The following is a 15,060-nucleotide window of genomic DNA, read 5'->3' as shown; positions in this document are numbered from 1 at the left end:
GCTTTTTCTTTCGACAGGTGGTTGATTGCACCCGCTTTGCCTTGATTAAAGACCTTGTTGCAGGGCCGGGTCGTCCGGATTCAGTTGCTCCAGTTGCGCCAGCAGGATCTGCACATTCTGCAATTGGCCGCTTTCCTTCCAATAGTTGATCAACAGCACTCGCGCCTTGCGGTCGGCGGGATGGCGCTGAACGATTTCCTGCAGTTGTTTCTGCGCCGCTTCCAGTTCTTCCGCACTGTGCAGAGTGGTGGCGAGGTCGTAGCGATAATCCTTGTTGTCCGGCTCCAGCTCGACCGCCTTGGACAGGCCGAGCAGGGCATATTCGCGCTGGCCGTGGTGCAGCAGCCACAGGCCGAGGGCATGTTGCAGATAGGCCGAATCGGGCTGCGCCTTGAGTTGGCGGGCGAGCAACTGGCGAGCGGCATCGCTCTGGCCCTGGCGGTCGAGCACATCGATCTGCATGACCAGCGCCGGCAGGTTACCGGGTTCCAGACGCAGGGTATTGTCCAAAGCCTGTTGGGCCTGCATGTATTCGGCGTTGTGAATATAGAGACGGGCCAGTTGCGCATAGTTGGCGGCGCTTTCCGGCTGGCTTTCCAGGGTCTGTTGCCAGCCGTCGATGGCCTGCTGTAGCGGTGCGAAATACAGGCCGAGCTCGTCCGGGGCCAGGCCGAGCAGGGCATTGATCGCGGCGAAACGGACAGTTTGTTCTTCATCATCGAGCAACGGTCCTAGCAGCAGACTGCGCTGCCCGCCGGGCACCAGGCCGACGATGCTTTTGATCGCTGCGACGCGCACTTGCGGCGCTTCGTGATGCAAGTCGATGTCAGCCAGTTTCAGTGCCTGCGGGCTGGGATAGTTGGGCAGCTCGCCATGCAGCCAGACGCGGCGCTTGACCGAGATGTCCGGGCGCCCCAATTGCTGGTACAACTGGCGCGCCGCTCCGGGCTCACCGGTGCGCGCGGCGTTCAGCGCTTCGCTGTAGCCATGTTTGATAGCATCGGGAATAGTCGGTGCATTGCTGCGCCAGGACAGCCAGACGACGCCGAGGATCAGGACGAGGCCTAGGCCGATCAGCAGGTTGCGGCGGGACTGAGTCATGCGGGTTTCCGAAAGCTTCGAACTTGAGCAGAGCGGCAAGCTTCGTTCAGCTTGGCGCGTGAGTCAAACCGTTGCCAGCGAATCGTCCTACAACACGTGTCGACTGTGAAATCCGTCAGGCTTTTGCTGCAATGTCTACGCTTGCAGAAGTCGTTTTGAAGAGTGTGCCCATGCCAGCGCTGTTTGCTTATTTCAAGGCTCTGATCCATCCCGGTCAGGCTGTTCTGCTGTTTGCCCTGCGGACTATCGCCGCTGGCCTGTTGACCCTGTATCTGGCGTTCATTTTCGATCTCGAACAGCCGAAGTGGTCGATCATGGCCGTGGTGATCGTCAGCCAGCCATTGGCGGGGATGGCACTGGCGCGTAGTTTCGGCCAAGTGATCGGTACCACCGTGGGAGCGGCGGTGGCGGTGTTGATCATGGCGATTTTCCCTCAGGCGCCGCTGCCGTTCATTACCACATTGGCGTTGTGGCTAGCGCTGTGCACGGCGGGCGGCACCTTGCTGCGCTACACCAGTTCCCAGGCGTTCGTGCTCAGTGGTTACACCGCAGTGGTCGTGGCCTTGCTGGCGATTCCGGATCAGGACGGCACGTTTCTGCTAGCGGTTACCCGTGTCACCGAAACCTTGTTGGCGGTGGCCTGTGTCTGCGTGGTCAGTTTGCTCACGGCACGGCCTGAAGCTGTCGCCAAGGGCTATTTCGCCAAAATCGATCAGGTCATCAAACTGGCGGCCAGCCACGCTGCCGAGGTGCTTCGTACGGAAGAAAGCGAAGCCGATTTCCAGCGTCGGCAGATGCAACTGCTCGGCGAGATCAGCGCACTGGAAGGCTTGCGACGACATTTGTATTTCGATGCTCCACGTTTGCGCAGTGCCGACAACCTGGTATTGCTGCTCGGCAATCAACTGATGCTGCTGACCTCGCGACTGACCGCGCTGCGTCATCAGCGTGAATTGCTCATCGAACGCTGGGAGGGCGATCTGCCGCTTGAGGTTCAGCAGTTGCGGGCCGAGGAATTGGCATTGCTGGAGCAGCTCGCGCAACAGGGGCGCGCGCTGTCTGGCGCCGATCGGCAGCGTTTCGTCACCTTGCAGCAACAGTTCGAAGCGTTGGCGTACAAGGCCGAGCAGCAGACCGAGAACATGAGCGCGACCCTGCGTTCACTGGCCTGGGCGCTGCGTTGGGAGCAGGCGCGCCTGTTGCAGCAACTTGAGCAGATCCTCGAACTGAGCGACGCGATTCAGGAAGGGCGCCCGGCCAGCTGTCTCTATCGCGGCCAGAGCAGTCCTTTGCATCTGGATTTCACCCTGGCCTCAATGAACGCCATTCGCGCCTTCACCGCGCTGTTGGTGTCCGGCCTGATCTGGATCGAAACCGCGTGGGATGGCGCGCGTGGCGGGATGATTCTGGTGGGGATTCTCTGCTCGCTGATGGCGACTTTTCCGCGCCCGCTGATGGCTGCGCAAAGCTATGCGCGCGGACTGGGCCTGGCACTGGTGGTATCGGCGTTGTACCAATTCATGCTGGTGCCGGCGATCAGTGATTTCGAGCTGCTGGCATTGCTGCTGGCGCCGCTGCTGTATGCCATTGCTGTGGGCATTTCCAGTCCGGCCACCGCCGGTATCGGCATGGGCCTTGGCCTGTCCAGTTTCCTCATGCTCGGACCGCAAAATACCGGCACTGGGCAGAACACGGCGATCCAATGGTTCGAATTCGCCGGCGCCTACGTCAGTGCAGCGATGCTGGCCCTGATCGTTTATGCGCTGATCTTCCCGTTCCGCCCGGCCTTGCGCATCCGGCGCCTGTACGGCGAAGCGCGGGAGCAGGTGTACCAACTGAGCAAAATGCCGGCGACCGATGAACAACAATTCGCTTTCGAGAGTCGGATGACCGATCGCCTGACCAGCATGCTCGGCCTGCTGCCAGCGGCGAACGATCGTGCCATGCAGCGCTTGTACGAAATCAGCCTGGCATGCGTGGCCTTGGGCGTGGCCATGCATCAGCTGCGGCAGCAGGCGCAGAACAATGGGTTACTCACCGATGCGTTCGGCCAACGCCTGGCGTCGGCGTTGCGCAAGACTGGTCGTTTGGTTGCCGGTCGCGACGATGTCCAGCTTGCGGCGCTGCTGGCCACGTTGCACCAACTCGGCGATGAGCTGGACGAGCTGCACGCCACCAGTCATGAACATCTATGGTCGGTGTTTCGCATGCGTGTGGCGCTGCTGATTGTGGTGTCGTTCCTCGAGCGGCACGGCGAATATTTGCAACCTCAAGGCCTGGAAGGAGAACCGCAACTTGCCCATTGATTTCGAAATTGGCGGGGTCTATCTGCCGCCGATTGCCCAGGCGCTGTTACTGGCGATCCCGATTTTCATGTTGCTGGACTGGTGTCTGCGGCGCCTCGGCGTGCTGCGCCTGGTGTGGCATGAAGCACTGTTCGAAGGCGCGCTGTATGCCTGTGTCTGCGCCACGCTGATTCTGTTGATGGGAGCCTGATGTCTTGAAAGCACTAGTTGCACGAATGATGACCGTGGCAGTGGTGATCCTGGCGATCGTCCTTGGCTGGTTTGCTTGGGAGTATTACACCCGCGCGCCGTGGACACGGGATGCTCGGGTGAGGGCGGATGTGGTGACGCTGTCGGCGGATGTTTCGGGGCGAATCGTCAAACTGGCGGTGCAGGACAACCAGCATGTCGACAAGGGCCAATTGTTGCTGGAGATCGATCCGGCGCGCTATCAACTGGCGGTCGAGCATGGCCGGCGTTCGGTAGAAGTATCCAAGGCCTCGCTGGGGCAATCGCAAGCGGCAATCGTCGCCAGTGAAGCGTTGCTCAAACAACGTCAAAGCGAGGAGCGCCGGCGCCGCACGCTGAAGCAGGGCTTCGCGATTTCCGGTGAAGAATGGGAGAAGGCCAGTACCGACGTGGCGGTTGCCCAGGCGGATCTGTTACGCAATCAGGCCAACCTCGGGCTGGCCGAAGCCAATGTGCAACTGGCAATTGCCGCGCTGACCCAAGCCGAACTGGACTTGCAGCGCACCCGCGTTGAATCGCCAGTGAGCGGTTACGTGACCAACCTCCTGACCCGCCAGGGTGATTACGCACAGGCGGGCGGGGCACTGCTGGCGCTGGTCGACAGCGATTCCTTTTATGTCAGCGGTTATTTCGAGGAAACCAAGTTGCCGCGAATCGAGGAGGGTGATCGGGTACGCATTCAATTGATGAGCGGTGAGCGTTTCGGCGGCACGGTAGAAAGCATCGCCTTCGCCATCGCCGACCGCGAAAACGCGCCGGGCAGTCGTCTGCTGGCGAACATCAACCCGAGTTACACCTGGGTGAAACTGGCGCAACGGGTGCCGGTGCGTATCGGCATCGATGGCGACTTTGCCGGCAAGCATCGCCTGCGCGCCGGTACCACCGCCACCGTCACCGTCCTGGAACCCTGATCCCCCTGTAGGAGCTGTCGAGTGCAACGAGGCTGCGATCTTTTGATCTTGGGACGCAGAGCGTCCCCGGCTGCATTCCCATAAAGGATCGCAGCCTCGTTGCACTCGGCAGCTCCTACACGGGATTGGTGAATCAGGCAGGCATAAAAAAACCCCGCGACCGAATGATGCGCGGGGCAAAAAATTTGGTTGGTTGCGGCCAACCAAAGGAGCTCTTTAACAATCTTTACTTGCTGGCAACTGTCTCCGGTTGCCAGCCACCGCCGAGGGCCTTGTAGATCGCGACAATGCCGCGATACAACTCGACTTCGGCCTGGGCCTGACTGTCTTCGGCGTTCAGGCGCTCACGCTGGGCGTCGAGCAGGACAAGGAAGTCGGTGGTGCCTTCGCGATAGCGGATTTCCGCCAGATCGGCAGCCTTGCGACTCGATTCGCTCTGACGGATCAGCGAGATCAGACGTTGCTGACGCTTGCCGTAATCGCTGAAGGCGTTTTCCGATTCTTCCAGAGCCAGCAGCACCTGTTGCTCGTAGTTGGCCAGCGCGCCCTCGGCGTCAGCATCTGCGCCGCGCAAACGGGCGCGGACGCTGCCAAGGTCAAACGCAGCCCAGGTGATGCTCGGGCCAAGCGCCCAGGCGTTGGCCGCCGAGGAACCGATTTGCGAGCCTCGTCCGGCGGTCCAACCGAGAAAGCCGCTGAGGCTGACCCGGGGGAACAGGTCGGCCTTGGCCACGCCGATTCGCGCAGTGGCCGAAGCCAGTTGCCGCTCGGCGCTGAGGATGTCCGGACGACGTTGCAGCAGTTCACCCGGATCACCGATTGGCAGCGCCTTGGCGATGGCCGGCAGGTCTTTCGGGCTCAGGTCGACGGTCAGTTTGTCCGGGCGTTCACCGAGCAGGGTGGCGATACGGTTTTTCTGCCGCACCTGTTCCGCCTGCAACTGGGGCACAGTGGCTTCGACGTTGGCCAGACGCGCATCGGCGCGCTCGACATCGAGCTGATCACCGACACCGGCGTCACGCAGGCTGATGGTGATCTTGCGCGACTCCTCCTGGTTGTTGAGGTTGGCCACGGCGATTCTTTCCCGCAGCTGGGCGCCGCGCAGTTGACCGTAGGCGTCGACCAGTTCGGCAATCATGGTGACTTGCAGCTGGTACAGATCGGCTTCGGCGGCTTGCTGGTCGGCATCACTGGCTTCCAGGTTGCGCTGGATGCGGCCGAACAGGTCAAGCTCCCAGGCCATGTCCAGACCGAGGTCATAGCGTTCGCTATTGACCCGGTCGGTGGTCTGGCCAGGAATCTGGCCTTTGCCCAGGTCACTGCTGGCGCGGCTGGTGATGGTTGGCATCGCGTCGTTGCTGGCGTCGTCGCGGATTGCCCGGGCGGCTTTCCAGCGGGCGAACGCCACACGCAGTTCACGGTTGCCTTGCAGCGATTGCGTCACCAACTGGTTGAGGGTCGGATCGTCGAATTGCTGCCACCAGATGCCTTCGAATTTCGAACGGTCGAAGTTTTTTTGCCCGGCGGCGCCGTCGGTGGCGGTCGTAATATTGGCCGCCTCCGTGGCTGGGGTCTTGTAGTCGGGGCCGACGGCGCAGGCGCTGAGGGCCAGCACCAGCAGACTCGGCAGGAAGACTTTCGGACTCATTGTTGCGCCTCCAATTGCAGGGCTTTGGCTGCTTTGCGCTGCTCGCCGCGTTCGACAAAGTTACGGATCAGTACGTAGAACACTGGCGTCAGCAGCAGACCGAAGAAGGTCACCCCGAGCATCCCGGAGAACACTGCCACACCCATGGCGTGACGCATTTCGGCACCGGCACCGCTGGAGAACACCAGTGGCACCACACCCATGATGAACGCGAACGAGGTCATCAGGATCGGACGCAGACGCAGCCGGCAGGCTTCCAGCACCGCAGCGAGCGGATCGAGGCCTTCTTCCTGTTTGTCCTTGGCGAACTCGACGATCAGAATTGCGTTTTTACAGGCAAGTCCCACCAGTACGATCAAGCCGATCTGAGTGAAGATGTTGTTGTCACCGCCGGAGATGATCACACCGGTGATGGCCGACAGCAGGGTCATCGGTACGATCAGGATCACCGCCAGTGGCAGGCTCCAGCTTTCGTATTGTGCGGCGAGCACCAGGAACGCCAGCAGTACGCAGAGCGGGAACACGAACAGCGCGGTGTTGCCGGACAGAATCTGCTGGTAGGTCAGGTCGGTCCACTCGTAGGTCATGCCGTTCGGAAGTTCTTCCTTGAGCAGTTTCTCGATGGCTTTTTCTGCCTGGCCAGAGCTGTAGCCCGGGGCTGCGGCACCGTTGATTTCAGCGGTGATGAAGCCGTTGTAGTGCATCACGCGATCCGGCCCGGAGGTGTCGCTGACCTTGATGAAGGTTGCCAGCGGGATCATCTCGCCTTTGTTGTTGCGCACTTTCAGCTGACCGATCTGGTCGGACTCAAGACGGAACTGCTGTTCGGCCTGAACGTTGACCTGATAGGTGCGCCCGAAGCGGTTGAAGTCGTTGGCATACAGCGAACCCAGGTAGATCTGCAGGGTGTCGAAGATGTCGCTGACGGCCACGCCATGGGTCTTGGCTTTTTCCCGGTCGATGGCGGCATCGACCTGCGGCACGTTCACTGTGTAGCTGGTGAACAGGCCGGCCAGTTCCGGCACGTTGTGGCTCTTGTTGATGATGTTCATGGTTTCTTTGTACAGCTCGTCGTAGCCGAGGTTGCCCCGGTCTTCGATCTGCAGGCGGAAACCACCAATGGTGCCCAGGCCTTGTACCGGCGGTGGCGGGAAGATCGCCATGTACGCTTCCTGAATGTTCGCGTACTGGCCGTTCAAGGCACCGGCAATCGCACCGGCGGACATGCTCGGGTCTTTACGCTCGTCGAACGGTTTCAGCGTCACGAAGACGATGCCGGCGTTCGGGCTGTTGGTGAAGCCGTTGATCGACAGCCCTGGGAACGCTACGGCGCTTTCCACGCCTGGCTGTTTCAGCGCGAGGTCGGACATGCGCTTGATCACGTCTTCGGTGCGATCCAGGCTCGCGGCATCCGGCAATTGCGCGAAGGCCACCAGGTATTGCTTGTCCTGGCCGGGTACGAAACCGGTCGGCGTGCTGGAGAAACCGAAGAAGGTCAGCACCATCAGGCCTGCATAGAGGAGCAGGGCGATGCCGCTGCTGCGGATGACCCGGCGCACGGTACCGACGTAGCCATGGCTGGCGCGATCGAAGAAGCGGTTGAACGGACGGAACAGCCAGCCACCGAAGATCTTGTCGAGCACTTTCGAGAAGCGGTCTTTCGGCGCGTCGTGACTTTTCAGCAACACAGCAGCCAGCGCTGGCGACAGGGTCAGCGAGTTGAATGCCGAGATCACTGTCGAGATCGCGATGGTCAACGCGAACTGTTTGTAGAACTGCCCGGTGAGGCCGGAAATGAATGCCGCCGGGATGAAAACCGCACACAGTACCAGTGCCGTGGCCACGATAGGACCGGTCACTTCACGCATGGCGCGCTTAGTCGCTTCGACCGGCGTCAGTCCAAGTTCGATGTTCCGTTCGACGTTCTCCACCACCACGATGGCGTCGTCCACCACGATACCGATGGCCAGTACCAGGCCAAACAGCGACAGGGCGTTGAGCGAGAAACCGAACAGGTGCATGACCGCAAACGTACCGATCAACGATACCGGCACCGCCACCAACGGAATGATCGAGGCGCGCCAGGTCTGCAGGAACAGGATCACCACCAGCACCACGAGGATCAGCGCTTCGAACAAGGTATGAACCACCGCCTCGATCGAGCCACGGACGAAGATCGTCGGGTCATACACGATGCTGTAGTCCATGCCCTGCGGGAAGCCTTTCTTCAGCTCCTCCATCTTGCCGCGCACTTCGTTGGAAATGTCGATAGCGTTGGAGCCAGGACGCTGGAAGATCGGGATCGCCACCGCCGGCTGATTGTTCAGCAGCGAACGCAAGGCGTATTGGCTGGAACCCAGTTCAATGCGCGCGATGTCTTTCAGGCGAGTGATCTCACCGTCGTCGCCAGCGCGAATGACGATGTTCTCGAACTCTTCCTCGGAGACCAGACGGCCTTGAGTGTTGACCGACAGCTGGAAGCTTTGCGCGGTCGGGGCAGGGGGCGCGCCCAGTTGACCGGCGGCGACCTGACGGTTCTGCTCGCGAATCGCCGTGACCACATCGGTCGCGGTCAGATTGCGCGAAGCGGTCTTGTTCGGATCAAGCCAGACGCGCAGCGAGTAGTCGCCCATACCGAACAACTGCACGTCACCGACACCACCGAGGCGAGCAAGCTCATCCTTGATGTTGAGGATCGCGTAGTTGGACAGGTAGAGCATGTCGTAGCGTTTGTCCGGCGAGGTCAAGTGCACAACCATGGTCAGGTCGGGCGAAGCCTTGTCGACGGTGATACCGATACGCGTCACTTCCTCGGGAAGCTTGGGCTCGGTCCGGGTCACCCGGTTCTGTACCTGCACCTGCGCGTTGTCCAGGTCAGTGCCCAGGGCGAAGGTGATGGTCAGGGTGATCTTGCCGTCGGCGGTCGATTGCGAGGACATGTACAGCATGTTCTCGACGCCGGTGATCGCCTGCTCCAGAGGAGCGGCCACGGTTTCACCGATGACTTTGGGGTTGGCGCCCGGGAAGTTGGCACGCACGACCACGGTCGGCGGCACGACTTCCGGGTATTCGCTGATCGGCAACTGGAACAGCGAGATCGCACCGGCGATCAGGATCAACAGCGACAGCACCGCTGCGAAGATCGGCCGGGAAATGAAGAATTGGGAAAAATTCATCGGAGTTGTCGTCCCTTAACCGCGTGGGGTCGTAGCAGCCAGCTTCGCAGCCGAACCCGATGCGCCCTTGGCAGGGGCAACTTTGGGCAGGTTGCTGGCTTCCAGCGCTTGACGTTGTTGAGCGAGGGCGGCGAGGGTCTGCTCGCTGGCCATCTGAATCACCTCAGGGGTGACCGGGGAACCAGGACGAACCCGTTGCAGACCCTTGACGATGATGGTGTCGTCCTTGTTCAGACCGTTGCGGACGATGCGCAGGCCTTCGATTTTCGGACCGAGTTCGACGGCGCGGTACGCAGTCTTGTTGTCGCCATCCATCACCAGCACGAACTTCTTGCCCAGGTCAGTGCCCACGGCTTCGTCATTGATCAGCATGGCGTTGTAGGTGCCGCTGCCGACCAGCTTCAAGCGAGCGTAGAGGCCCGGGGTGTAGGTGCCGTCAGCGTTGTCGAAGACGGCACGGCCACGGATGGTGCCGGTTTTCGGGTTGACCTGGTTGTCGACGAAGTTCATCTGGCCCAGGTGCGGGTTGCCGTCTTCGTTGGACAGGCCCATGTACACCGGCGTGGTGGCGCCGCGCTGACCGTTGCGGGCCAGTTGCGTGTATTTGAGGAACACGCGTTCGTCGGCGTCGAAGTAGGCGTAGACCTTGTCGGTGGAGACGACGCTGGTCAACGCGGTGGTGTCGGCGGTCACCAGGTTGCCGGCAGTGATTTCGGCGCGGCTGACGCGGCCGCTGATCGGTGCGGTCACGCGGGTGAAGCTCAGATTCAGTTTGGCCAGGTCCAGTTGTGCCTGCAGGGCACCAACGGCGGCGCGGGCCTCTTGGGCGGCGCTGGTGCGCGAGTCGGCCAGTTCAGCGGAAATGGCGTTGCTGGTACGCAGACGTTCACCGCGAGCGGCTTCGTTTTCGCTGCGAGTGGCGGTGGCGCGGGCTTGGGCTACCAGAGCTTCGAGGCGGCGTACCTCGGCCTGGAATGGACGCGGGTCGATCTGGAACAGCAGGTCACCTTTCTTGACCAGCGCGCCTTCGGTGAACGCGACTTGATCAATCTGGCCAGAAACCCGTGGACGGATTTCAACGGTTTCCGGCGCCTCGAGGCGCCCGGTGAATTCGTCCCACTCGTTGACCGGTTGTTCGATAACCTTCGCCACGCTGACTTTGGCAGCGGGCGGGGCGCCGGCAGTCTCAGGGGTTTTGCCGCAGGCGCTCATCACCAGTACGGCCAGCATGGCCAACGGGAAGCGCAAATGTTTGAGTGATTGTTCCATGGATGCAATCCGCCGAATTGTTGAAGATGGGCGGATGATGCTCGGCGCGGGTGTGATGGCACGAATCGAATGAAGCAAAGGTAACTATCATTCGGAATGATATAAGGGCCGAGGCAGCCCTCTAGCATGCACCTTTCGTTAGGGGGCTATCAATTGGTTCCCTGGCAAAAGTTTGTTGCCTGAACCGCAACGATCCAACGCGGCCCCGAAAACGATAACCCAAAACAAAGAAACGGCCATAAAGGCCGTTTCGATCCGCGATGCGGCTGAGGGTCAGTTGAAACCTTTGCGATTCGCACCAAAACGGTTGGGACCGGGTTGGCTGTCCTGCGCCAGGAACACGATGTTGACGATAGGCAGCAGAATCCACCAGCCGCTGCGGTCAGTGTCGTGCATGCGCCGTACGCCAACAGCGAGGCTCGGCAACAGCATTGCCAGGTTGTACAGGCTCTGCAAAACGCCACCGGTCTTGAGCATGGCGTCGAAAACGCTCATGACAATAGCGATGCCCATGTTGATCAGAAAGAACATCCAGTATTCACGGCGCGTGGCGCGTCCGGTGAACACGGCATATTTCTTCAGCGCTTCCACGTACGGGTTGCCGCTTGCCATGACGGGGCCATTGGCAATCGAATGCAGTGGCGCTTGAGGTGCGCCGCACTGTGGGCATGCCAATGCCAGTGTACTTATTTCCTTGGCGCAACCACGGCAGAAAACCAGGCTCATGTTTTTTTCCCTAAAAAATGGTCAGTCGAAAGACGGGACAGATACGCCCCGGTGTTTTCGTTGGTGCAAACATCGCCGCCAACGAGAGCAGAGAGACTGAATGCCCGACTCTCCATTGGCGGGGCGGCGGTAATCTAATCGTTACCATAAGGTTTGTCATCGGATCTCGGCTTTCGATTTGTGGGTCTGCGGCTAAACCCAAACCCGATCGTCACCAAATCCACTTGGGGCGAGAGGCATGCGAAAGCATTCCGCTCTAACATGAGCTGATATTCATGCCGTCAGCTTCTGCCAACCCCGGAACTTTCATCTATGCGCGACCTGCCCCCGACCGCGACCCTGCGGGCTTTCGAAGTGGCCACCCGGCACCCGACGTTCACGGCTGCCGCTCAAGAACTGCACGTGACCCAAAGCGCCGTCAGTCATCAGCTCCGGCACCTTGAAGAACTTTGGGGATTGCAATTGTTCGAGCGCGGTAAAGCGTTACGACTCACCGCAGCGGGGGCGACGCTGGCGCCGATCGTGCGCGAATTTTTCATGAGCCTTGAAGCAACGCTGGAGGATCTGCGCGAGCAAAAGGACAGGGTTCGCCTGTCTGTCAGCACCACTTATTCGTTTGCTTTGAAATGGCTGCTGCCACGCTTGCCGAGCCTGTCGCGCCAGCATCCGGAGCTGTTGGTGTCGCTGGATACCACGGACAAGATCATCCACTTCGCCAATGGCGAAGCCGATGTCGCGATCCGCTTGGGCAAAGGCAATTATCCCGGTCTGTATTCGGAGTTCCTGTTTGGCGAGCAGGTGTTTCCCGTGGCAAGTCCCGAACTGCTGCAGCGCGTCGGCACGCCCGGCAGTCCCGCCGAGTTGCTGCAGATGCCTTTACTCATTCGCGACGGCGCCGAGTTGGCGCCGAAATGGGAGGTGTGGTTTCAGTCCGTCGGGCTGGAGTTTTTACCGCTGCGCGAAGGCGTCAGGTTTGGTGATACCAATATGACGGTGGAAGCTGCGTTGCTCGGCCAGGGTGTGGCGCTGGTGCGCAGCGGCCATGTCGAGAATGAAATCGCCGATGGCCGCCTGGTGAGGCTGTTCGATGTGCCGTTCACTTCGCCGCTGGCCTACTATTTCGTCTGTCCCAAAGGCATTGAAGCACAGCCACATATCGTCAATTTTCGTGAATGGTTACTGGGTGAGGCGTTGAAGGTGCAGAGCGCCCAGTGCTGAGGCATGAGCTTTTACTCATGCTTCAATGAGGAAACTTCGCTGTAATGCCAATGCCAGTGATGCCTAGAATGCCGCATGCCAATCCATCTCGTACTTCTTGTTCTGTTCGCCGCGCTCCTGCACGCTAGCTGGAACGCGCTGCTGCGCGGCGGCGCCGACCGGCTCTGGTCGATGACGATGATGTGCGTGGCCATCGCCATCGTCTGCGTCATCGCCGCCTTTTTCATGGACGCGCCTGCACCTGAGAGCTGGGGTTATGCGCTGCTCTCGGCACTGCTGCATGTCGGCTACAACCTGTTTCTGGTGCGCAGCTATCGGGTCGGCGACCTTGGGCAGATCTATCCGATTTCCCGCGGCTCGTCACCGGCGCTGATCACCCTCGGCGCCGCGCTGTTTGCCGGCGAAACCATAACCCCCGGCGAACTGCTCGGCATTGGTCTGGTATCCGGCGGAATCATTTCCCTGGCCTTTCGCGGGCGCAGCCTGTCGGTGCCGAGCCTTCCGTATGCGCTGGGTACCGGTTGCTTTATTGCCGCCTACAGCGTGGTCGATGGCATTGGCGCCAGACTGTCGGGGGCGCCGCTGGCTTACACGGTGTGGATGAGCGCCCTGTGGGGCGTGCTGATGCCGCTGGTGTATATCGGCCTGCGCGATGCTCGCAGTCTGTTTTCCGTGCGGCCCGGCATGCTCGCCGCAGTGGGCGGCGGACTGGTCTCGTTGCTGGCCTACGCAATCGTTATCTACGCCATGAACGAAGCGCCACTGGGCGCGGTGTCAGCCTTGCGCGAAACCAGCGTGTTGTTCGCGGCGTTGCTCGGCTATTTGTTCCTCGGTGAAAAACTCACCGTCCGCAGGATTCTGGCGTGCGTGGTCATTGCCAGCGGCGCCATCATCATCGGCTGACACAGCCCAACTGCTCAGGAGAACGTCGCATGGACAAAGTCTCGCAAGCACCGCTGATTCTGATCACCGGCGGCAGTCGCGGAGTCGGCGCGGCCACCGCCCGACTCGCCGCAGCACAAGGCTACGACGTTGCCATCAGCTACGTCGCCAACGAGTCCGCTGCGCTGGCGGTGGTGGCCGATGTCGAAGCAATGGGTCGCAAAGGCCTCGCGGTGCGTGCTGACAGTTCTGACCCCGAGCAGGTTGCTGAACTGTTCTCGGCCATCGATCGCTCGTTCGGACGCATCGATGTTCTTGTGAATAACGCTGGCGTGCTGGCGAAGCAGTCACGCATGGAGGACCTGAGCTTCGAACGCATGCAACGCATCTTCGCGGTCAATGCTCTGGGACCGATCCTGTGCGCGCAGCAAGCGGTGAAGCGCATGGCTTATCGGCACGGCGGCACAGGTGGGGCAGTGATCAACGTTTCTTCTGCCTCGGCGCGCTTGGGCAGCCCCAATGAATACGTCGACTACGCAGCATCGAAAGGCGCGCTGGAAACCTTCACCATCGGCTTTGCCAAAGAAGTCGCGCGCGAGGGTATTCGGGTCAACTGCATTCGCCCGGGCCACATCTATACCGACATGCACGCCAGCGGCGGCGAGCCGGGGCGGGTGGATCGCGTGAAGGACTCGATCCCGATGGGCCGAGGCGGACAGCCGGAAGAGGTGGCGCGGGCCATCTTGTGGCTGGCCAGCGCGGAGGCTTCGTTTGTTACCGGGACTTTTCTTGACGTGACGGGTGGCAAGTAGTTCCTAGAGGCTATCGGGGTCGCCGAAGAACATTTTGACTTGGCTCTAGGGCAGTAGTTATAGCCTGAAAAAATAGAATTGTGCCCCCAGTTTTGCCCCCATTTGCACCGGGTGTGCGAGCGATCGCGAATGGCGATTTCTGAAGCGGGGCGGGGTGGACGTGACTGGTATTAGGTGCGCCTCCGTGTACTGGATCAGCAACCCAAGCTGCCTAGAGGTCGGCGCTGATGCGATTTTGACCCAGGTTGCTGATTTTGACTGACCCACACGCTGCCTCCGAAATCACCCGCAAGGTCATCATTTCTTGAGTACTCGAGTGGGTCAATGAATTCCGGTAGCCTGCGTAAAAATCGCATCAGCGCCAACAAGCTGAGGTCTGTCTGCAGCGCCTGCGTAGTCTGTGAGGACTGGGGGGCGATGTGCGCGAGCAGAAATGCTACGGGTAGCTAGTTTCAGTTCTGGCACACCTCCATCGCGCTCACAATACTCTCCGCCATATCGCGCCAGCACGCTTTCTCTGAAATTTGCCTGGCTAGGCCGAACAACTGATGCCTGGGTGCGAAACCTCCGCCGATCAGCCTGTAGCAGCTCAAGCTCTACCGTCGGTGAGTTTATTGGTGAGAATGCCGCGTCCTCGATCTCCAGCGGCAGGGCATTGGTGAGCTCCCGCACCAGTTGGTGAAACGGCATGCCCGGTAGGAAGGTTTGGCCGACGATTCGCTCTTTAGAGCGCGAAGGATGGCCTGCGTTTCCGCCGCGGCCTCAAGCGACGAAAAGTTGACG

At 60.5% G+C, this 15,060-nt stretch carries 11 protein-coding genes; 6 read left to right on the top strand and 5 right to left on the bottom strand.

Features of this window, described 5'->3' with window-relative positions:
- Window positions 1-45 precede the first annotated feature (45 nt).
- A complete protein-coding gene (locus tag ND528_RS21155; protein ID WP_263471170.1) occupies window positions 46-1,101 on the bottom strand; it encodes a tetratricopeptide repeat protein in 1,056 nt (351 codons plus the stop codon).
- A 170-nt stretch (window positions 1,102-1,271) separates the two neighbouring features.
- Here ND528_RS21155 and ND528_RS21150 point away from each other — a divergent pair, with 170 nt between their 5' ends.
- The 3 genes from ND528_RS21150 to ND528_RS21140 are packed head-to-tail and all read left to right on the top strand — an operon-like array spanning window position 1,272 to window position 4,546.
- Window positions 1,272-3,407, top strand: coding sequence for an FUSC family protein (locus tag ND528_RS21150; protein WP_137213690.1), 2,136 nt, complete (start codon window positions 1,272-1,274; stop codon window positions 3,405-3,407).
- Window positions 3,397-3,597 carry a DUF1656 domain-containing protein gene (locus ND528_RS21145; RefSeq protein WP_016774855.1) on the top strand — a complete coding sequence of 67 codons (201 nt, stop codon included), beginning with the start codon at window positions 3,397-3,399 and terminating at the stop codon, window positions 3,595-3,597. Before ND528_RS21150 ends, ND528_RS21145 begins: the two co-directional genes overlap by 11 nt.
- Before the next feature lie 25 nt (window positions 3,598-3,622).
- Window positions 3,623-4,546 (top strand): biotin/lipoyl-binding protein, encoded by a 924-nt coding sequence (locus tag ND528_RS21140; RefSeq protein ID WP_408005057.1) that lies wholly within the window; start codon window positions 3,623-3,625, stop codon window positions 4,544-4,546.
- A gap of 226 nt (window positions 4,547-4,772) precedes the next feature.
- Here the strand turns inward: ND528_RS21140 and ND528_RS21135 are convergent, their stop codons facing one another.
- From ND528_RS21135 to ND528_RS21120, 4 genes are all read right to left on the bottom strand, one after another.
- Window positions 4,773-6,194, bottom strand: coding sequence for an efflux transporter outer membrane subunit (locus ND528_RS21135; RefSeq protein WP_263471168.1), 1,422 nt, complete (start codon window positions 6,192-6,194; stop codon window positions 4,773-4,775).
- Entirely contained in the window at window positions 6,191-9,370 is a 3,180-nt protein-coding gene (locus tag ND528_RS21130) for an efflux RND transporter permease subunit (RefSeq protein ID WP_039761554.1), read from the bottom strand. Before ND528_RS21130 ends, ND528_RS21135 begins: the two co-directional genes overlap by 4 nt.
- Window positions 9,371-9,385: 15 nt before the next feature.
- Window positions 9,386-10,639, bottom strand: a complete 1,254-nt coding sequence (mexE, locus tag ND528_RS21125; protein WP_137213687.1) for a multidrug efflux RND transporter periplasmic adaptor subunit MexE — start codon at window positions 10,637-10,639, stop codon at window positions 9,386-9,388.
- A gap of 273 nt (window positions 10,640-10,912) precedes the next feature.
- Window positions 10,913-11,365: a DUF805 domain-containing protein gene (locus ND528_RS21120; RefSeq protein ID WP_137213686.1), complete on the bottom strand. Its 453-nt coding sequence runs from the start codon at window positions 11,363-11,365 to the stop codon at window positions 10,913-10,915.
- 312 nt (window positions 11,366-11,677) lie between these two features.
- Here ND528_RS21120 and gcvA point away from each other — a divergent pair, with 312 nt between their 5' ends.
- The 3 genes from gcvA to ND528_RS21105 all read left to right on the top strand — a co-directional run bounded on the left by gcvA (window position 11,678) and on the right by ND528_RS21105 (window position 14,277).
- Entirely contained in the window at window positions 11,678-12,583 is a 906-nt protein-coding gene (gcvA, locus tag ND528_RS21115; RefSeq protein WP_263471167.1) for a transcriptional regulator GcvA, read from the top strand.
- 75 nt (window positions 12,584-12,658) lie between these two features.
- Window positions 12,659-13,486 (top strand): DMT family transporter, encoded by an 828-nt coding sequence (locus ND528_RS21110; RefSeq protein WP_263471166.1) that lies wholly within the window; start codon window positions 12,659-12,661, stop codon window positions 13,484-13,486.
- Window positions 13,487-13,515: 29 nt separating this feature from the next.
- A complete protein-coding gene (locus ND528_RS21105; protein ID WP_137213684.1) occupies window positions 13,516-14,277 on the top strand; it encodes an SDR family oxidoreductase in 762 nt (253 codons plus the stop codon).
- The last annotated feature ends 783 nt before the right edge of the window (window positions 14,278-15,060 follow it).

It is taken from the genome of Pseudomonas mercuritolerans (assembly GCF_025706525.1).
Classification (GTDB): Bacteria; Pseudomonadota; Gammaproteobacteria; order Pseudomonadales; family Pseudomonadaceae; genus Aquipseudomonas; species Aquipseudomonas mercuritolerans.
The sequence above is the reverse complement of the archived record's forward strand: the minus strand, read 5'-3'. Positions and strand labels throughout refer to the sequence as shown.